This window comes from Methylococcales bacterium (assembly GCA_030949405.1).
In the GTDB taxonomy this organism is placed as follows: domain Bacteria; phylum Pseudomonadota; class Gammaproteobacteria; order Methylococcales; family Methylomonadaceae; genus WTBX01.
In genome coordinates this window covers 1,296,207-1,316,644 of the sequence record JAUZSN010000002.1, presented here as the reverse complement: position 1 = coordinate 1,316,644, position 20,438 = coordinate 1,296,207, and the positions used below count along the sequence as shown (strand labels likewise).

Here is a 20,438-nt window from a genome sequence, read left to right as displayed (position 1 = left end):
TTTATTCTCCCTCGCACTCAGGTCTTATTTTATCTAAATAAGTAGCAAAACCTTCGTTACTCATCCAGTATTTAATTAAATTACTCACCCCTGTACTTGTCAGAGTCGCACCTGCTAAACCATCGACTTGAAATTCAGAACCGTCTTTTGTATTATCAACGACTCCTTTAATTAATTTCAAAGCAACGTCACCCGATTCAGAATAAACTTGTTTACCTGACCATAAAGCACGCCAGTTAGGATTAACGACTTCACCACCTAACCCAGGTGTTTCTGCTTGATCGTAAAAGTTAATACTTTGCACCGTTTGACCATCGGCATCTAAGGCTAAAAAGCCATACATCGTTGACCATAAGCCATAGCCATGAACAGGAAGAATAATGGATTTAATCGCATCGCCTTCTTTGACTAAATAAACTTTAGCAATTTTGGCTTTGACTTTAATACTCGCAAGATCTTTATCTTTAGGGATAAGGGTATTTTGAGCGGGGTTTTTAGCTGCTTTACGCTGGTCATAAGTGATTACGTCCAGATCTTCAACGTATTCCCCTGTTTCCATATTGACTAATTTAGCTTCAATTTTTTCAGCAAACGCCTGATGAATATTAGCGTTTTCTGTCAGAAGACCAGCAACATCAAGGATATTCTTTTTCATATCCATTGCTTTATTTTCAACTTGTAACGGTTTTAAAGCGACCGCTGAAATTGAAACGAGAATCGCACAAACAAAACAGAGTGCTAATGCAACCGCAATGGTTTTCTTTAAACTCTCATTACTTAACGCTAAAATTTGATCTCTGTATTGTGCAAATTTTTGGTAATGTTCACATTTGTCTAATTTTTCGCAAAGACTAGCCATGGTTTTACATTGTTTCTTTTCATTAGACATGACGTTTCATCCTTCTTTTAATATTTGCTTGAACCACAAAGTAATCAATCACAGGCGCAAACATGTTGGCAAATAAAATTGATAACATCATCCCTTCTGGAAACGCAGGATTAACGACACGCACTAAAACGACCATGATGCCAATTAATGCCCCAAATATCCAACGGCCTGTATTCGTCATTGCTGCCGAGACAGGATCTGTTGCCATGTAAACCATACCGAAAGCAAAGCCGCCTAAGGTTAAATGCCAATAAAAAGGCATCGCAAACATGGGATTACTCTCACTACCAATCATATTAAATAATAATGATGTCGCAATCATACCGCCTAAAACACCTGCCATGATGCGGTATGACGCAATTTTAGTGTAAAGTAAAAAAGCGGCGCCGATTAAGATCGCTAAGGTTGAGGTTTCACCAATTGAACCAGGCATAAAACCCATAAAGGTTTGAAACCAATTATAACCTGCCGCTTGAACCGCTTCTAAACCGCCTTGTGCCGCTAAACCTAACGGGGTTGCTGCGGTAAAACCATCAACACCGACCCAAACTGCATCGCCTGAAATGGAGGCTGGGTAAGCAAAGAATAAAAAAGCACGTCCTGTTAACGCAGGATTTAAAAAGTTTTTACCTGTGCCTCCAAAGACTTCTTTACCAATCACGATACCAAAAGAAATCCCTAACGCGACTTGCCATAACGGCATATCAGGTGGCAAAATCAAGGTATAAAGCATTGAAGAAACTAAAAAGCCTTCATTCACTTCATGACCACGAACAGTGGCAAATAAAACTTCCCAAATACCACCAATGGCTAAGGTAACAATATAAATCGGTAAGAAAAACAATGACCCATGAATAAAATTTGATAATGGATTCATCGGGTTATAACCGAAGATATTCATCACCAAACTACGCCAGCTAGGCGATTCTGTGAGTCCCATCGCTTCAATGGCTAAATTAGCTTGATAACCCGTGTTATACATCGCCATCATGATACAAAAAAACGTTGCAATCACCACAAAAGTCATCGTACGTTTTAAATCATTACCATCACGGACATGGGTTTTGCCCTGAGTCACATCCGACGGGGTATATATAAAGGTATCCACCATTTCATAAAGACCGTAATAAGTCTCTAATTTACCGCCTTGGATAAAATGAGGCTCTACCTTGTCTAATAATTCTCTCGCTGAGATCATCCTTCCACCTCAATTTTGGTTAAATTTACCCTTAATACAGGGGCGAAATCATGTTTACCAGGATCAACGAAAGTAAACAAACTCATGTCTTCTTCGTCCAATTCCAAGCAGCCTAATAATTGTGCTTGGTCGGTATCGCCGACTAATAAGGCTTTAATTAACGGGGTGGCCAAAATATCCATTGGCATCACCGTTTCATAAACACCCACAGGCACAACCGCACGGTTACTGCCATTTTTATCAGTGGTTAAAGGAAACAAACGATTGTCTTTACGGTCACGACTTGACGTGTAAATATTCATTGCGGAATATTTATCTTTACCCGCCACAATCCAGCCAAATAACTCACGTTGACGACCTTCTTTCAACGCTGAAATTTGTAATGAATAACAGCCTAAGTAGCTGGCCCAATCAATGGCTTCATGACCGAATAAAACTGACCCAGAAATCACACGATTTTCATCATCGCTTAATTCACCCAGAACCAAATCATTGGTATTCGCCCCAACACGGGTACGAATTAAACGCGGGTTTTTAACCGCAGGCCCTGCAAGCGAAACCACACGCTCAACATTAAGTTTACCTGTGGTAAATAACGCGCCTATCGCAATCACGGCTTGGTAATCTAAATGCCAAACGGTTTTATCGTGATGAACGGGATCAAGAAAATGAATATGGGTACTTGCCAAGCCTGCTGGATGCGCCCCTGAAAATTCAGCAACCGCAACCTCTGAACTGGTAATATCAGCACCCGTTGCTTTGCAAAGATAGGTTTTACCGCTGCTTAGTTTTGATATAACCGTTAAGCCATGAGCAAAATCATCCGCCCGTTCCTTAATAATAAGGGTAGGATCGGCTGCGAGTGGACGGGTATCCATTGCGGTCACAAAAATGGCCGCAGGGGTGATGTCCGTATGAGGCACTTTACCGTAAGGACGATTTTTAAATGATATCCAAAGACCCGATGCTAATAAATTTTCCTTAACCTTATCCGAGGTTAATTCATTCAGTTTATCAGCTGCGTATTTTTTAAAGGTTTCTTCTTTCTTCCCTTTAATTTCAATGACAACCGATTGTAATACTCGCTTTGCGCCGCGATTAATCGCAGTGACGACACCCGCTGCAGGCGAGGTAAATACGACGCCAGAATTTTGTTTATCTGCAAACAAAGCTTGACCTAATTTAACGGTATCGCCTTCTGCGACCATCATTTTAGGTTTTAAGCCAATAAAATCCTGCCCAAGAACAGCAACGGACTTAACCGTGTTGCCATCCGAAATTTTTTGTTCAGGTTGACCCGTAATAGGTAAATCTAAACCGTTAGTTATATTAAATTGCATAGTGAATAAGCCTAATCTCCAGACAAGTTGTGGTAAACACGCCTCTTAATTTTATAGTTATTAAATAAGAGGGACTTGAAAAATGTAAAACCCTACTATTACACCATAAATCGCTTAATTCCTCAATCAACAAGCTCATGCAAGTTAATGCTTTATTAGTGAGCGTTGCTCTCTTAAATTAAGCTTAGAAATAAACGCTCTATTTTGCCAAAAATAATGACATTTTTAAGACTAGGTTAAATAGCTAACGGGTTAAAAAATAAAAAATAAAATAATTCCTGCAAAAAGACCCGCAATGACATCATCTAACATAATACCTAGGCCGCCTTCGACTTTACTGTCCACCCATTTAATCGGTTGAGGTTTTAAAATATCAAAAAATCTAAATAAGAGAAACCCAACAATAATAGCGGGCCATGAAAACGGGATAACGGCGACCGTAAACGCCATCGTAATCAAATAGCCTGCAATTTCATCCCAAACAATTCCACCAAAATCGTGAACCTCTAATTTTTTTGCCGCCTCATCGCAAATCCAAATACCCACAAGAGTAATGATTAGCGTCAGCAAGCAAAAAATCCAAATATTAAATTGAGCCATAACCCAATAAACAGGAATAGCAGCCACCGTTCCCATGGTTCCTGGGGCTTTTTTAACCAATCCTGAACCAAAGCCAAAGGCTAAAAATAAAATGGGGTCACGGATAATTTGCTTAGGGGTTAATTGGGTTTTGCCATAATTTTCAAGAAAAATAGTCATTACGATCAGTCCTTCATTAGGGGAAATTTTAGTCGCATATTCTAGCAAATTGTTACGAAAATCATCTAAATGGTTTTTAAGTGCTGTGCAATAGGCGATCATTATTGTTTATAATGAACATTTTTTAAACTAATAGGATTTTACGATGACAGAAGCAGAAACTAAAAAAGCGATTGATGTACTGAATAAAATAATGGAAATTGAATTAGCGGGTGTTGTGCGTTATACCCATTATTCATTAATGGTTTATGGGTACAATAGAATCCCCATTGTTAGTTGGATGAAAAGTAATGCTGAAGAGGGGCTGGTTCATGCGCATAAAGCGGGAGAATTAGTGACTCTTTTAGGTGGGCATCCATCGTTAAAAATTGGAAAATTACTGGAAACTGAACAGCATGATATGGGGGATATTTTACGTGAAAGTATGATTCATGAAAAAGCCGCCTTAAAAGGTTATTATAAGTTATTGAAAATAGCCGAAGAGGGCGTTTCAGTTTTATTAGAAGAATACGCAAGAGATATGATTGTGAATGAAGAGCTGCATCTTGATGAAGTTAATAAAATGTTAAGACATCCTGGTGATGTTGCCGCCTATAAAGCTTAAAAACTTGTCAGGTTTAATCTAATACGGTTCTTAAATTTAAATTGTGTGGGGTGGGCTAAGCCCATCCTACGCAGCTATGTATCCCCTCTTAATAGCCCCAAAACCTCCCTTATGAAATATAAAGATTTACGCGACTTTATTAAGCAATTAGAAAAACAAGGTGAATTAAAACGCATCACCGTTGAAGTTGACCCCGTTTTAGAAATGACTGAAATATGTGATCGTACTTTAAAACAAGGAGGGCCTGCTTTATTATTTGAAAACCCAAAAGGTTCAAATATTCCTGTCTTGGCCAATTTATTCGGCACGCCGCATCGCGTGGCTATGGGGATGGGTGCAGAATCTGTCAGCGCATTACGTGAGATTGGTGAATTATTAGCGATTTTAAAAGAACCTGAACCACCTAAAGGGATGAAAGATGCGTTAGAAAAGCTTCCCGTTTATAAAAGCGTTTTAAACATGGCACAAAAAGTGGTTAAATCGCCACCGTGTCAAGAATTAACCCGTGAAGGCGATGCGATTGATTTAGCCGATTATCCGATTCAAACCTGCTGGCCAGAAGATGCCGCGCCTTTAATTACCTGGCCTTTAGTGATTACACGAGGTCCGAATAAAGCCCGCCTTAATTTAGGGATTTATCGCTTACAGGTGATTGCTAAAAATAAAGTGATTATGCGTTGGCTAACCCATCGAGGTGGGGCTTTAGATTTTAAAGAATTTCAAGAACAATACCCTGATAAACCTTACCCTGTTGCCGTTGCTTTAGGGGCTGATCCTGCAACTATTTTAGGGGCAGTAACGCCTGTTCCTGATTCATTATCCGAATATGCGTTTGCAGGTTTATTGCGGGGCAGTAAAACCGAAGTGGCCAACTGTTTATTAAGCGACTTACAAGTTCCTGCCAGTGCCGAAATTGTTTTAGAAGGCTTTATTTATCCGAATGAGACCGCTCCAGAAGGGCCTTTTGGCGATCACACCGGCTATTATAATGAAGTTGATGACTTTCCTGTGTTTACCATTGAAAAAATCACTCAACGTCAAGCCCCCATTTATCATAGTACCTATACTGGCAGACCCCCTGACGAACCTGCTATTTTAGGGCTTGCACTCAATGAAGTTTTTATACCCATTTTACAAAAACAATTTCCAGAAATTATTGATTTTTATTTGCCGCCCGAAGGCTGTTCCTATCGAATGGCGGTTATTAGCATGAAAAAACAGTACGCAGGTCATGCTAAACGGGTTATGTTTGGAACGTGGTCATTTTTACGTCAATTTATGTACACTAAATTTGTCATTGTTGTCGATGAGGATGTTGATGTGCGTAACTGGCAGGATGTTATTTGGGCGATGACCACACGGATGGATCCTGCGCGTGATTTAACTATTTTAGAAAATACGCCGATAGATTATTTAGATTTTGCATCGCCTGTTTCAGGCTTAGGCTCAAAAGTAGGCTTTGATGCAACTAATAAATGGGAAGGGGAAACCACTCGTGAATGGGGCCGAACGATTAAAATGTCAGAGGATGTGGTTAAAAAAGTTGATGAGATGTGGAAAACGTTAGGGATTTAATCTCATGAATAGAGGCGCAAGGCATTTGCGTCTCTATAATTTTCCAACGCTTATCGGCTAATATTCTGCGCGCCTAGGATCAAAGGCATCTCTGACGCAATCGGCAAATAAATTCGCGGATAATACTAAGCTAAACATAAACACAAACGAGGCGGTTAATGACCACCAAACAATCGGTTCACGAGCCATTTCTAATCGCGCTCCATTAATCATATTTCCCCAACTGTAAGTCGTTGGGTCAACACCAATATTAATATAAGATAAAACGGCTTCGGCCAATACTAAAGCACTAAAATCTAAAACGACAGAAATCAGTACAATGTGCATCACATTCGGTAAAATATGACGGTATAAAATCGCTCCTCGCTTAACCCCTAACGCTTCTGCCGCCTGCACATAATCCATTTCACGCAACTTTAAAGTTTCAGCGCGTAATAATCGACACAACCCTGTCCAGCTTGTGACCCCTAAAATCAAACATAAAAACAATAAACGCATGTCGGCACGAATCAATAAACTGGTAAAATCTTGCTCATGATTCGCCATGTAAACCTGCACCATTAAGATGGAGGCGGCAATTAATAACACACTGGGGATCGAGTTTAAGGTGGTATAAACATATTGAATAAGGTCATCAACCCAGCCTCGAAAAAATCCCGCCATGATGCCAAATATAATCGCTAAAGGCAGCATAATTAAGGTGGTTAATGAACCAATCACCAAGCCTGTTCGGATGCTTTTAATCGCTTGATAAAACACATCTTCGCCGACTTTATCGGTGCCTAAAATATGATAATAGCCTGAAAGATGAATGGAGATTGAGGTTATCGACATTAGAATAAAAACCAAGCCGCCAACAAATTTTATCGTCCGTGTTTTTTTTCTAACCCACCACACAATAACGCCTAATAAAACAAATGTTTTTAAGAAGCCCATCATAACGTGAGTAAAAATATCGCCTATTTTTTCTTTTTCTGGATTTTGTAAATGACTGCCGCCATATTTTAAGCGAGGATAACGCCAAACTTTAGAGCCATCCTCAAGAATACTCATTTCTTTACTAAAAAGATGCGTCGAAAACGGGGCGGAATAGGTTTTTTCACCCTGTGTTCGTAAAGGCGTTGCCCAATAATCTAACAGACTAATAATAGGTTTCGCACTGGTTTCATTGGATTTAAAGTGAATCGAGTCCAATAAGCCAATCGCAATAAAAAATAATAAAAAAACCAGTGATAACATCCCTGTTTTATGGGCCGCTATTTTCTGTAACGGGCGTTTTAATTGAGGTTTTCCTGACAAATACAGGCTTAAGCCGATTAACATAATCAATAATAAGTAAATCAGCGCGTCTGTCCATAAAACCACCATTAGGATAGCCTCACGCGCGGATCAACAAAAGTATAGGATATATCCGTCATCAATAGCCCTAAAATATATAAAACCGAGCCTAAAAAAACCATTGAACGGACGATGGCAAAATCTTGACGATTAATCGCATCAATAGTGTAACTCCCTAAACCAGGAATACTGAAAAATGATTCCGTGATTAAACTGCCCATAAACAATAACGGTAAAACCACCACAACCCCTGTCAAAATGGGAATTAACGCATTTCGTAACACATGTTTAAATAAAACTTGAAGTTCGGTTAAACCTTTCGCGCGGGCGGTGCGGACATAATCTTTTTCAACTTCTTCTAAAAATAAGCTTCGATACCAGCGTCCTCCTGAACCAACCCCTGAAACCACCGCAATTAAAACGGGTAAAATTAAAAATTTAATCGCATTAAACCCCGTATCGTAGCCTGAAATGGGGACAAGCCGCAGTAATTTACCGACGAAAAACTGCCCACCAATAATGTAAAAAAGGGATGAAACCGACATTAAAACCACACATAAGACAAGGCTGCTAAATTCAATGTAACTATTACGAAAAAGCACCATTAATAAGGCCACCGAAATATTAATCAATAACCCAACAATTAACGAAGGTAAGGCCACGGCTAAACTGGGCCACATTCGTTGCTTTATATCATGACTAATATTACGACCACTGTCTGAAATACCAAAATCAAACCTAAATAAGCCGACCGACTTTTGATAAAAAATAGTCTCAGTAACAGGATTATCCGCTTTAGCATTCCACAGCAACGGTAAATCATAACCTCGTTGCAATTTCCAGTTATCAACCGCTTGTTGGGTAACGTGTTTTTTCCCTAACTGCATTCGCGCGACATCATCGGGACTGTTCACAATAAAAAATAACACGAACGTTAAAATATTAACGCCGAGCAACAAGGGAAATGCGTATAAAAAACGACGGATAATATAATTTATCATAGTAGGTAGTTAGGTTTTTAATTTAAAAACGGTCAATCTATAATAACAATAGAGTGAAAAATATAAGCTTAATTCATTAAATACGTTATCATTTAAAAGGGTTTATTGATCGTTAGGTTTTAGAACCTCCCCGACCCATGATGACTTAGCGTCCGTAAATACCCTTAAAAAAATTATTCATACACGGAATAGATACGTCTTAACAGTGTCTAAATTTATGGTATCCTAGTCTGCTTTATTCTATAAATGAATGTGATGTTGTCATGCGTACTCGCGTTAAAATGTGTGGATTTACCACAGTGGATGAAGCAGTTTATGCCGCAAATTTAGGGGTCGATGCGATTGGATTGGTTTTTTATCCGCCCAGCCCTAGAAATGTATCGCTTGAACAGGCCGCTAAAATTGTAGCCGCATTACCTGCGTTTACCAGCGTCGTTGCTTTATTTGTCGATGAATCCGAGGCGCGTATAAATCAAGTACTCAATCAGGTGACTATTGATTGTATTCAGTTTCATGGTCAAGAAACGCCCGATAAATGTCGTTTATATGATAAACCTTATATTAAAGCTATTTCCATGCGTGAAACGACGGATGTAAATCAAGTAACCGTGGATTATCAGGATGCGAGCGCGTTATTATTAGACGCGTATCATCCACAAACAAAAGGCGGAATAGGGGAGCGTTTTGATTGGGATCTCATTCCTAAACAGGCTAATCTGCCCCTAATTTTGGCAGGGGGACTCACCCCCGAAAATGCACAGCACGCCATTGTAAGCGTAAAACCTTATGCTTTAGATGTCAGCAGTGGAATTGAAATTAAAAAAGGCTGTAAAGCGCGTTCAAAAATGGCCGCTTTTATTCGTGAAGTTAATCAGGGTAATCAAACGTAATGACAGAAAAATATACTATGCCAGATGAGCGCGGCCATTTTGGTCCTTATGGTGGCTTATTTGTGGCTGAAACCTTAATCGAACCGATAAAAGAATTAAACACAGCTTATCAACACTATTTAAAAGACCCTGATTTTATCGCGGAATTAGATGATGATTTGCAACATTATGTGGGAAGACCGTCACCGCTCTATCACGCTCAACGCTGGTCAAAAAATTTAGGCGGCGCGCAAATTTATTTAAAACGGGAAGATTTAAATCATACGGGCGCGCATAAAATTAACAATACAATTGGTCAAGCCCTATTAGCAAAGCGAATGGGGAAAACCCGTATTATTGCTGAAACAGGGGCAGGTCAACATGGCGTTGCCACTGCGACTATTGCCGCTCGTTTAGGTTTAGAATGTGTTGTTTACATGGGCGCTGTGGATGTTCAACGCCAAGCGTTAAATGTGTATCGAATGAAATTATTGGGTGCGAGAGTCGTTGCGGTTGAATCAGGCTCTAAAACCTTAAAAGATGCCTTAAATGAAGCCTTAAGAGATTGGGTCACTAATGTGGACGATACCTTTTATATTATTGGTACGGTAGCTGGGCCGCATCCTTATCCCGCGATGGTTAGAGATTTTCAAACGATTATCGGTCGTGAAGCAAAACAACAATGCTTAGATCAAGCAGGCCGTTTACCCGATGCCTTAGTCGCCTGTGTAGGCGGTGGTTCTAATGCCATTGGTTTATTTCATCCTTTTATTGATGATGCCAGCGTTAAGTTATTTGGCGTAGAAGCGGCGGGGGATGGGATTGAAACAGGACGGCATTCCGCACCCTTGTGTGCAGGTCGACCAGGAGTTTTACATGGAAATCGAACCTATTTAATGAGTGATGATGACGGTGAAATTATTGAAACCCATTCGATTTCAGCAGGACTGGATTACCCAGGTGTTGGCCCTGAACACGCATGGCTTAAAGATATAGGGCGTGCGGACTATGTTAATATCACCGATAATGAAGCCTTAGAAGGCTTTTATGCCTTAACTAAAATGGAAGGAATTATTCCCGCCTTAGAATCCAGTCATGCGATGGCCTACACCTTAAAGCTTGCACCCACAATGGCAAAAGATGAGATTATTATTGTCAATTTATCAGGTCGTGGGGATAAAGATATGCACACAATGGCAGAACGTGAGGGGATTAAAATATGAGCCGTTTAGCGACTACTTTTGAAGCCTTAAAACAAGCCAACCGTCCTGCGTTAATCCCGTTTATTACCGCAGGTGATCCAACCCCTGAATTCACCGTGCCTTTAATGCACGCGATGGTTGAAGCGGGGGTGGATGTTATTGAATTAGGCGTGCCTTTTTCTGACCCAATGGCCGATGGCCCTGTGATTCAAAAAGCCAGTGAACGAGCCTTAACGCATCATATAGGGTTACGAAACGTACTCGCTATGGCGGCTGAATTTAGACAAACTGACCAAAAAACACCGTTGGTTTTAATGGGTTATTTAAATCCTATTGAAATTATGGGTTATCAAACCTTTGTTGATAAAGCCAGTGTCGCCGATATTGACGGGGTTTTAACCGTTGATTTACCGCCAGAAGAGGCCGAAGAATGTGCCGCTTTATTAAAAGAAAAAGAAATTGATACCATCTTTTTATTAGCCCCCAATAGTAACCAAGAGCGCGTTAAAAAAATGGATTCCATTGGCAGTGGCTATCTTTACTATGTTTCCGTTAAAGGCGTTACCGGTGCAGGGCATTTAGATATAGCGGATGTCGAAAATAAATTGGCGATGATTAAAGATAATACCTCACTCCCAGTCGGTGTGGGCTTTGGCGTTAAAGAGGCGCAGACGGCGAAAGCCATTGCAAACGTTGCCGAGGGCGTTGTCGTAGGCAGTGCCTTGATTAGTAAAATTGCAGCTAATTTGGATAATCCAAATAAAGCGAAACAGGAAATTATTGAATTATTAACATCCATGCGTCAGGCAATGGATAGCTAGTGGAGCATTATTAATGAGCTTGAGTTGGTTTGAAAAATTAGTCCCTGCAACCATTAGAACGGATGCCTCAAATAAAAAGGTCGCTGTCCCTGAAGGTTTATGGAATAAATGTCCCAGTTGCAGTGCGATTTTATATAACGCCGAGTTAGAAAAAAACTTGAGTGTTTGCCCAAAATGCGATCATCACATGCGCATTGCGGCCCGCACCCGCTTAGATTTATTTTTAGATCCTGAAGGCCGTGTAGAAATAGGCAAAGGCTTAAAGCCCGTAGACCCTTTAAAATTCAAAGACAGTAAAAAATATAAAGACCGATTATCTCAAGCACAAAAGCAAACAAAAGAAAATGATGCCCTCGTCGTCATGGAAGGCTTATTACACGGACATCCGATTGTTGTTGCGGCCTTTAATTTTAGTTTTATGGGCGGCTCAATGGGATCCGTCGTTGGCGAACGCTTTGTACGTGGGGTTAATCGAAGCCTTGAAATCGGTGCGCCTTTTTTAGTGTTTACCGCTTCGGGCGGGGCGCGAATGCAAGAGTCGTTGTTTTCACTGTTTCAAATGAGTAAAACCAGTGCGGCCTTGGCAAAATTATCGACGGCAGGATTACCCTATATCTCCTTTATGACCGACCCAACAATGGGCGGTGTTTCGGCTAGTTTAGCCATGTTAGGGGATATTAATGTTGCTGAGCCTAAAGCCTTAATTGGTTTTGCAGGCCCTCGCGTCATTGAACAAACCGTCAGAGAAAAACTGCCCGAAGGTTTCCAGCGTAGTGAATTTTTACAAAAACACGGGGCCATTGATATGATCGTTGATCGTCGAGAAATGCGCGATAAAATGAGCAATATTCTTTCTATGTTAATGATGTACCGTTTAAGTCAGCCTGTGGATTTAAAAATAGCACCTGATGAAACAGTAGAAGTTGACTCGTCAAACGTTAATCACTAGCCTAAGATGGCACGTTTTAATTCATTAGTAGACTGGTTGAATTGGCAAGAACAGTTTCATCCGCGATTAATTGATTTAGGGTTAGAAAGAGCTGCTTGCGTTTTTAATCGGTTACATCCAAATTATAAGCAGCCGTTAACCATTATCGTTGGCGGAACCAATGGAAAAGGCTCTTGTATTGCCTTTTTAGAAGCTATTTATAAAGCACAGGGGTATAAAGTTGGAACGTATACTTCCCCTCATATTGTAAATTACAATGAACGGATTAAAATTGATGGTATTCCTGTCGATAATGGATCTATTTGTGAGGCTTTTGAACGGATAGATGCCGTACGTGAAAATGGGTCACTCAGTTATTTTGAATTTGGAACCTTAGCTGCTATTGATATTTTTTCGCGCGAAAATTTAGATATTCAACTCTTAGAAGTCGGTTTGGGCGGACGGTTAGATGCGGTTAATATTTTAACGGCCCATTTGACATTAATTAGTAGTATTTGTCTTGATCATGTCGACTGGTTAGGCGGGACGCGTGAAGCTATTGGCTATGAAAAAGCGGGGATTTTTAGAAAAAACGTGTTAGCAGTGATTGGCGATGCCCAGCCCCCGCTCTCATTAATAACAGCCGCAACCGAAAAACAAACGCCTTTACGCTGCATTAATACCGATTTTGAATCTCAAATAAGGTCAAATGATTGGGACTGGAAAAGTGCGAATCAACACTATACACACTTACCCGTTCCCGCTCTAAAAGGCTTGCATCAATTTAATAATGCCTCGACGGTGTTGATGGCAATTACCGAAATGCAACCTTATTTATCGGTTGATGAAAATTCCATCACTGAGGGGTTAAAAAAGACCCACTTAAAAGGTCGCTTTCAATTAATCGACGATGATATACCTATTTTATTAGATGTTGGCCATAACCCACAAGCGGTTAAAATGTTAGCCCATTATTTAACCACCGAGTTTAAAAACAAAAAAATACACGCTGTCTTTGCTATTATGAAAGATAAAGATATAACAAGTATTCTTGATATTATGAATAATCGAGTTTTTGATTGGTTTATTAGCCCGATAAAAAGCCCTAGGGCGGTTAAAGAATCGGTTTTACGCCAAGAATTTAAACAAAAAAATATTACAAATGTTGCGTTTGGGTTTCAACATTTTAAAGAGGCCCTTGCGGCCGCTAAAAAAAATGCGCATAAAGATGAACTCATTTTAATTTTTGGCTCTTTCTTTTTAGTGTCCGATTATTTGACAGAATTTGAAAACAAGTAGGGTCATAAAGAATGGAAATAGATGAAGAATTAAGAAATAGAGTCGTAGGGGCCTCTGTTGTGACTATTTTAGCCATGATTTTTTTGCCTATGCTTCTTAATGACTCTAAAAGTGAAAGTCAACAAACCGAATTGCTTACTATTCCCGAACAATCGCTTGATTCACCTTCATTAACCGCCACTTTATTACCCGAAGGGGTGAGTGATGTTTTAGTAACCGAGGAAAGTCTACCCCCCAAAGAAAGTAAACCCCAGGTTTTAGCCGTGGCTAAAAAACCACGCCCTATTATAGATGAGAGTCCAATACAGTTACCCCCTGTATCAGAAATACCTGTATTAGCGGCTCCTGTATTAGCCGCTCCTGTTGAAGAGACCCTTCAAGCGGATCGTTGGTTTATTCAAGTGGCTAGTTTTAATCGCGAAGAAAATGCGTTTTCATTTCGAGATAAATTAAGAAATCAGGGATTTTCAGCCCTCGTAAGTTCTGCCTTATCAAAAGGACGAACGGTTTACCGATTACGTGTCGGGCCTGAATTAAGTAAGCCACGCGCAAAAGAAATTAAAACCAAATTAAATCAATTAAATAACGTTAAAAGTATTATTATATTAGCGCCTTAAATTTTCACTTTATCAGCAATTAGTTACGATGAACGAAATAGATTATGTCATTATTGCTATCATTACCCTCTCGTCACTGATAGGATTGTTACGCGGTTTAGTCAAAGAAGTCTTATCATTATTGGCATGGATTCTTGCTATTTGGGTTGGAATAAAATTTAGCCGCTCCTTTTCTGTTTTATTAGAAAATTGGGTGGACTTTCCCGCAGCTAGAATTGCCATTGCCTTTGTCGTTTTATTAGCCATTACCCTTATTATTAGTGGGATTGTTAATTATTTTGCCGAGTTATTACTTGAAAAAACAGGATTAACAGGAATTGACCGCTTTTTAGGCACATTATTAGGCGTTGCACGCGGTGGAATTGTCGTTGCCTTGCTCATTATGCTGGCAGGATTAACTCCCGCCCCTGAACAAGCCTTATGGAAACAATCCAGCTTAATTCCACACTTTAAAGTTCTCGCCTTATGGTTACGAGAACAAATTCCACCTGAAATAACGGATATATAATAATCACTTAACCGTTGTTTATACAACGGAATGAAAAAACAAGTTTTTTCACGCCCAATAAAAAATAGTTATGGCTTAACTATTTGGTTATTTATTATTTTTGCGTAATATCCGTTAATAATAAAGAAATAAGGGGTTAATAACTTCGGAAAGTCGTATACAAAATCAAAAGAAATTTTGTAGGCGGGGTTACGTTTTTTGCGATCACAAATAAACGCGCCTCGCCTACAATAAAAGTAATAGATAAAAACAACCGAACGTGTTACTTTTTCTAACCTTATTCCCCCTTGAAAATTTAACATTTCTCGATGACTTTAATTGTGTAATTCAGGATAAAAAATGTGTGGTATTGCGGGTATTGTTTCCCATCAAGATGTAAACCAAGAACTTTATGATGCCTTAACGGTATTACAACACCGAGGACAAGATGCAGCGGGGATTGTAACCTGTGAAAACGGACGATTACATTTACGTAAAGAAAATGGCCTAACACGCGATGTTTTTAATAACGCACAAATGATGCGTTTACGCGGTTCAATGGGAATAGCCCATGTTCGTTACCCAACCGCAGGTTGTACCAGTTCGGCTGAAGCCCAACCTTTTTATGTCAATTCGCCCTTTGGTTTAACCTTGGCTCATAACGGTAATTTAACCAATACTGACGATTTAAAAAAAGCCTTATTTATTGAAGATCAACGCCATCTTAATACCGATTCCGATTCTGAAATTTTATTAAACATCTTTGCTCATGAGCTACAAAGCTTAGGAAAATTAAAAATCAGCCCTCAAGATGTTTTTAAAGCCGTTGAAGGGGTTCATAGACGTTGTAAAGGCGCTTATGCTGTTGTCGTGATGATTGCAGGCGTGGGGATCTTAGGTTTTCGTGACCCTCATGGTATTCGACCGATTGTGTTTGGCGAGCGTCAAACCGAAGAAGGCACTGATTTTATGATTGCCTCTGAAAATGTCGCCTTAGATATTTTAGATTTTAAATTGACCCGTGATATAGAACCCGGTGAAGCAGTCTTCATTGAATCTTCAGGAAAACTACATACCCAGCAATGCTCTGATATTGTCGATCATTGCCCCTGTATTTTTGAATATGTGTATTTTGCTCGACCTGATTCGATTATTGATGGCATTTCCGTTTATAAAGCGCGGTTACGAATGGGTGAAAAACTAGCGGATCAAATTCTTAAAAACTGGCCCGATCATGATATTGATGTCGTTATTCCCATTCCTGAAACCAGTCGAGCCTCGGCATTGGAAATGGCAAAAAAACTGGATGTTAAATTTCGCGAAGGCTTTATAAAAAATCGCTATATTGGGCGGACTTTTATTATGCCCGGTCAAAAAATGCGTAAAAAATCAGTACGGCAAAAACTCAATGCCATTGATTTAGAGTTTGAAGGTAAAAATGTTTTATTAGTCGATGACTCGATTGTAAGAGGAACCACATCAGGACAAATTATTCAAATGGCCCGTGATGCAGGGGCTAAAAAAGTTTATTTTGCCTCAGCCGCCCCTCCTGTACGCTACCCTAATGTTTATGGTATTGATATGCCTGCTGTAAACGAACTCATTGCTCATAATCGTAATGAAGAGGAGATCAGTCAAGTTATTGGTGCCGATAAAATGATTTATCAGGATTTGAATGATTTAATTGAAGCGGTACAACGTGGAAATAGAGAAATTAAACATTTTGATACCTCCTGCTTTAGTCAGCACTATATTACAGGGGATATAGATGAGGCGTATTTAGAACGTATTGAACGATTACGTAATGATACCGCTCAACAAACACGAAATAATGAAAATTACAGCATTGAAATGCAAAATTCAATTTAGAGTTTACCGTCTAAAAATCGCCTGATTTTCAAAACTTACACCGCGTAGGCTGGGTTTATAGCCCATCCTACGCAGAAAGTAAAATACACTGCCTTTATAACACCCCCTCTATCTATGAAAAACCCGATTGATTGGAACGATTACGCCTTAGAAACCCAAGCTGTTAGAGCAGGTCAACAGCGTGGCTTAGAAACAGAACATAGCATTCCTATTTTTGCCACCTCAAGCTATGTTTTTGACAGTGCAGAAGATGCTTATTTACGGTTTACAGGCCAGAAAAAAGGCAATATTTATTCACGTTTCACCAACCCAACGGTTGATGCGTTTCAACAACGATTAGCCTTTATGGAAAAAGGCGAACGCTGTTTAGCCTTTGCATCAGGCATGGCCGCAATCATGTCATTAGGCATGAGTTTGCTCAAGGCGGGGGATCATATTGTTTCGTCACGCAGTGTATTCGGCAATACCATTTTAATGTTTGAAAATTATTTTGGTAAATTTGGCGTCACCACGGATTTTGTAAAATTAACCGATTTAGAGGCGTGGGAAGCGGCAATAAAACCTGAGACCCAATTTTTATTTGTTGAAACCCCCTCAAACCCTTTAATCGAAATTGTTGATATTAAAGCCTTAGCTGAAATAGCTCATAAGCATGATTGCTTATTAGTGGTTGATAATGTTTTTTGCACCCCTATTTTACAAACACCGCTGGAATTAGGGGCGGATATTATTGTCCACTCCACCACGAAATATATTGATGGACATGGGCGATGTATTGGCGGGGCGGTCATTAGCACAAATGAATTAATTGAAAAATCATTTTACCCCTACTTACGAACAAGCGGGGCGACCATGAGTGCCTTTAATGCGTGGGTATTTTTATCGGGACTGGAAACCCTCGCTATTCGGATGAAAGCCCATTGTGAAAATGCGATGAAATTAGCCTCATGGTTAGAACAGCAGGAAAATGTTATCAAAGTACATTACCCAGGCTTAACGTCCCATGCACAACATCAACTGGCAAAGGAACAACAACGTGGTTTTGGCGGCGTGGTTAGTTTTGAAGTTAAGAATGGTAAAGACGGGGCTTGGAAATTAATTGATGGCACAAAACTCATCTCAATTACCGCTAATTTAGGGGATGTTAAATCAACCATTACACACCCTGCAACGACCACACACGGACGATTATCCCCTGAAATTCGAGCTCAAGCAGGTATTAAAGAAGGCTTAGTGCGTATTTCAGTTGGATTAGAAAATAGTGACGATATCAAACAAGATTTATTAGCAGGATTATAAGCGACGCGGTTAAATCCGTGTCTAAAAAGAGGGCATGTACTTCTCTTTAGACGGTAACGATTCTTATTTTTGACGACTACGTCGGCGTTGTTGCTTAAGCCGCTGTCGTTTATTTAATTTCCTTGATTTTTTCTTGTGTCTTCGATGCGTATCAACAGGCATTAAATCAACTAATTGCGGCGATAAATGTTGAGGCCGAAAACCACTTAACAATAAAACAATCGCATACACTAAAGCCGCTAAAATAATCGTTAAGGCCAAATACATTATTTTATCCAACGCATTCCAGTCATACCAACGCGTTATATCAACAAAATAATAAAGACACCCGCCCATCACACTATTTGCGAGGATAATTTTCAATAAATAGTTTTTCCAACCTTGCACAGGTTGATAAATTTTTTCTTTTAGCAACTGCTTTAATAACAAGCTCGCATTAAAAAAAGCCCCTAATGAGGTTGCTAACGCTAATCCTGCATGAGCCAATGGGTAATATAAAATTAAATTAAACACCATATTCGCAATCATGGCATAAATTCCAAAGCGAACAGGGGTTTTCATATCTTTACGTGATGTAAACCCAGGGACTAAAATTTTCACCAAAATGAAGCCTAATAATCCAACTGAATACGCCATCAAACTTTTACCCGCCATCTGCACGTCGTTGATTCCAAATTCATTATATTTAAACAGCGTCGATAACATCGGCTCCGCTAATAAAAATAAACCAATCGACGACGGAATACCGATAAGTAACACTAACCGTAAACCCCAGTCCAACGACCGTGAAAAAGCCTCATGATCTTTGGCGGCATGATTTTTAGATAAACTCGGTAAAATAACCGTGGCCAGTGCAATTCCAAAAAGACCTAATGGAAATTCAACCAAGCGATCTGAATAATAGAGCCATGAAACACTTCCTGCGGCTAAGAATGAGGCCAATAAGGTATCAAGTAACAAATTAATCTGAGTAATGGACACCCCAAAAATAGCAGGTAACATTAACGACATAATTCGTTTAACCCCTGAATCTTTAAATCCAAACTGAGGACGCGGCACCAAACCCAATGCCATTAACGCGGGTAATTGAAACGCTAACTGTACCATTCCTGCAATAAAAACCCCCCAAGCCAAAGCTATAATAGGTTCAGCCATCAGTGGTGATAACCAAATGGCCGCACTAATCATACAAAGATTTAAAAATACAGGGGTAAAGGCGGGAACGGCAAACTGTCCATGTGAATTTAAAATTCCCCCTGCAAAGGCGACAGAAGAAATAAAAAATAAATAGGGAAAGGTGATTCGTAACATCTGCACCGCTAAATCATATTGATTGCCTTCCCACATAAAACCTGGCGCAAATAACATAATCAGTAAGGGCGCGGCGATCATTCCAATAATCGTCACCGCCATTAAAATTAAAGCCAACGCGCCTGCGGTTCGATCAATAAAAAGCTTCAACGCCTCTTGACTGCCTTTTTCTTTGTAGTCCGCTAATACGGGAACAAAGGCTTGAGCAAAGGCCCCTTCTGCAAATAATCGTCGTAAAAAATTAGGAATTTTAAAGGCAACAAAAAAAGCATCGGTTCCCGAATCAACCCCAAAAATTCGTGCAAATAACATATCCCTAATAAAGCCTAAAATTCTTGAGATCATCGTCATCCCACTGACAATAGCGGTCGATTTAAAAAGTTTTTTACTCAAAATAATGTCCGAAATAACTTAAATATTGACAATGATAACATTTAACAAGGATAATACAGGGTTCTTATAACCTATAGCACGAATCAGGTCACTATGGCTAATACAGCACAAGCGAAAAAAAGAGCGCGTCAGGCAGAAAAAAGCCGTATTCGCAACGCAGGACAGCGTAGCAAATTACGCACCTTCACTAAAAAAGTAATTGTTGCCGTTGAATCAGGTAATAAAGAAGAAGCGCAGTTAGCTTATAACACAGCTGTTCCTATTATTGACTCTGCGGTTTCTAAAGGTCTTATCCATAAAAATAAGGCTGCACGTAATAAAAGTAGATTAAATAAACGCGTCTATGCAATGGCATAACGGTTAGCTTAAAAATAACCCGCGTTAATTCTTGAGGATTGATTGTTGTATTAACAATAACCTATCCTCTTGATCTTCATTCGCTCCTTGGCAACTGATCCTGGAGGCTTGTTGAATTTAAGCCCGTAGATTTTTAAAAATAAACCCTAAGCGGACTAAAAAAATAGTTCAATACATGGCCTTACTTAAGGCGAGATAAAAACAGGCTACCAACTTAAGACAGGACACGTTAAGGTTAAGCCGTTCGTGCTGAGCTTGTCGAAATATAAACGGCTTAACCGT

The 20,438-nt window shown here is 39.7% G+C and carries 19 protein-coding genes; 12 read left to right on the top strand and 7 right to left on the bottom strand.

The features are described 5' to 3' along the window. Position 1: 1 nt before the first annotated feature. The 4 genes from Q9M50_07050 to Q9M50_07035 form a co-directional block, all read right to left on the bottom strand. Positions 2-889, bottom strand: a complete 888-nt coding sequence (locus Q9M50_07050; GenBank protein ID MDQ7090388.1) for a Na(+)-translocating NADH-quinone reductase subunit C — start codon at positions 887-889, stop codon at positions 2-4. Beyond that, a complete protein-coding gene (locus tag Q9M50_07045; GenBank protein ID MDQ7090387.1) occupies positions 882-2,084 on the bottom strand; it encodes an NADH:ubiquinone reductase (Na(+)-transporting) subunit B in 1,203 nt (400 codons plus the stop codon). Before Q9M50_07045 ends, Q9M50_07050 begins: the two co-directional genes overlap by 8 nt. Further along, positions 2,084-3,427, bottom strand: coding sequence for a Na(+)-translocating NADH-quinone reductase subunit A (locus tag Q9M50_07040; protein MDQ7090386.1), 1,344 nt, complete (start codon positions 3,425-3,427; stop codon positions 2,084-2,086). Before Q9M50_07040 ends, Q9M50_07045 begins: the two co-directional genes overlap by 1 nt. 252 nt (positions 3,428-3,679) lie before the next feature. Further along, a complete protein-coding gene (locus Q9M50_07035; protein ID MDQ7090385.1) occupies positions 3,680-4,186 on the bottom strand; it encodes a phosphatidylglycerophosphatase A in 507 nt (168 codons plus the stop codon). Positions 4,187-4,331: 145 nt separating this feature from the next. On the opposite strand from Q9M50_07035, the gene Q9M50_07030 reads away from it, so the two are divergent. After that, entirely contained in the window at positions 4,332-4,790 is a 459-nt protein-coding gene (locus tag Q9M50_07030) for a ferritin-like domain-containing protein (protein MDQ7090384.1), read from the top strand. A 111-nt stretch (positions 4,791-4,901) separates the two neighbouring features. After that, on the top strand, positions 4,902-6,365 hold the full coding sequence (gene ubiD, locus Q9M50_07025; GenBank protein ID MDQ7090383.1) for a 4-hydroxy-3-polyprenylbenzoate decarboxylase: 1,464 nt from the start codon (positions 4,902-4,904) through the stop codon (positions 6,363-6,365). A 57-nt stretch (positions 6,366-6,422) separates the two neighbouring features. Here ubiD and Q9M50_07020 read toward each other — a convergent pair whose 3' ends face one another. Continuing rightward, entirely contained in the window at positions 6,423-7,733 is a 1,311-nt protein-coding gene (locus Q9M50_07020) for an ABC transporter permease (protein MDQ7090382.1), read from the bottom strand. Further along, entirely contained in the window at positions 7,733-8,704 is a 972-nt protein-coding gene (locus tag Q9M50_07015) for an ABC transporter permease (GenBank protein ID MDQ7090381.1), read from the bottom strand. Before Q9M50_07015 ends, Q9M50_07020 begins: the two co-directional genes overlap by 1 nt. A 263-nt stretch (positions 8,705-8,967) precedes the next feature. Here Q9M50_07015 and Q9M50_07010 point away from each other — a divergent pair, with 263 nt between their 5' ends. The 9 genes from Q9M50_07010 to Q9M50_06970 all read left to right on the top strand — a co-directional run bounded on the left by Q9M50_07010 (position 8,968) and on the right by Q9M50_06970 (position 18,095). Further along, a complete protein-coding gene (locus tag Q9M50_07010; GenBank protein MDQ7090380.1) occupies positions 8,968-9,594 on the top strand; it encodes a phosphoribosylanthranilate isomerase in 627 nt (208 codons plus the stop codon). Beyond that, positions 9,594-10,796, top strand: coding sequence for a tryptophan synthase subunit beta (gene trpB / locus Q9M50_07005; protein MDQ7090379.1), 1,203 nt, complete (start codon positions 9,594-9,596; stop codon positions 10,794-10,796). Before Q9M50_07010 ends, trpB begins: the two co-directional genes overlap by 1 nt. Continuing rightward, entirely contained in the window at positions 10,793-11,596 is an 804-nt protein-coding gene (gene trpA / locus Q9M50_07000) for a tryptophan synthase subunit alpha (protein MDQ7090378.1), read from the top strand. The genes trpB and trpA overlap by 4 nt, the downstream gene beginning before the upstream one ends. 13 nt (positions 11,597-11,609) lie before the next feature. Continuing rightward, entirely contained in the window at positions 11,610-12,545 is a 936-nt protein-coding gene (accD, locus tag Q9M50_06995; protein ID MDQ7090377.1) for an acetyl-CoA carboxylase, carboxyltransferase subunit beta, read from the top strand. 6 nt (positions 12,546-12,551) lie between these two features. Then, the gene (gene folC, locus Q9M50_06990; GenBank protein ID MDQ7090376.1) at positions 12,552-13,823 is read left to right on the top strand and encodes a bifunctional tetrahydrofolate synthase/dihydrofolate synthase; all 1,272 of its coding nucleotides are present in this window, start codon (positions 12,552-12,554) and stop codon (positions 13,821-13,823) included. An 11-nt stretch (positions 13,824-13,834) separates the two neighbouring features. Beyond that, positions 13,835-14,440 (top strand): SPOR domain-containing protein, encoded by a 606-nt coding sequence (locus Q9M50_06985; GenBank protein ID MDQ7090375.1) that lies wholly within the window; start codon positions 13,835-13,837, stop codon positions 14,438-14,440. Positions 14,441-14,468: 28 nt separating this feature from the next. Further along, positions 14,469-14,948: a CvpA family protein gene (locus tag Q9M50_06980; protein MDQ7090374.1), complete on the top strand. Its 480-nt coding sequence runs from the start codon at positions 14,469-14,471 to the stop codon at positions 14,946-14,948. 339 nt (positions 14,949-15,287) lie between these two features. Further along, complete coding sequence (gene purF / locus Q9M50_06975; protein MDQ7090373.1) at positions 15,288-16,796, top strand: amidophosphoribosyltransferase; 1,509 nt, start codon at positions 15,288-15,290, stop codon at positions 16,794-16,796. A gap of 114 nt (positions 16,797-16,910) precedes the next feature. Continuing rightward, entirely contained in the window at positions 16,911-18,095 is a 1,185-nt protein-coding gene (locus Q9M50_06970) for an O-succinylhomoserine sulfhydrylase (protein ID MDQ7090372.1), read from the top strand. A 63-nt stretch (positions 18,096-18,158) separates the two neighbouring features. Here Q9M50_06970 and murJ read toward each other — a convergent pair whose 3' ends face one another. After that, positions 18,159-19,799, bottom strand: a complete 1,641-nt coding sequence (gene murJ, locus Q9M50_06965; GenBank protein ID MDQ7090371.1) for a murein biosynthesis integral membrane protein MurJ — start codon at positions 19,797-19,799, stop codon at positions 18,159-18,161. Positions 19,800-19,892: 93 nt separating this feature from the next. On the opposite strand from murJ, the gene rpsT reads away from it, so the two are divergent. After that, positions 19,893-20,156 carry a 30S ribosomal protein S20 gene (rpsT, locus tag Q9M50_06960; protein MDQ7090370.1) on the top strand — a complete coding sequence of 88 codons (264 nt, stop codon included), beginning with the start codon at positions 19,893-19,895 and terminating at the stop codon, positions 20,154-20,156. Positions 20,157-20,438: the final 282 nt, after the last annotated feature.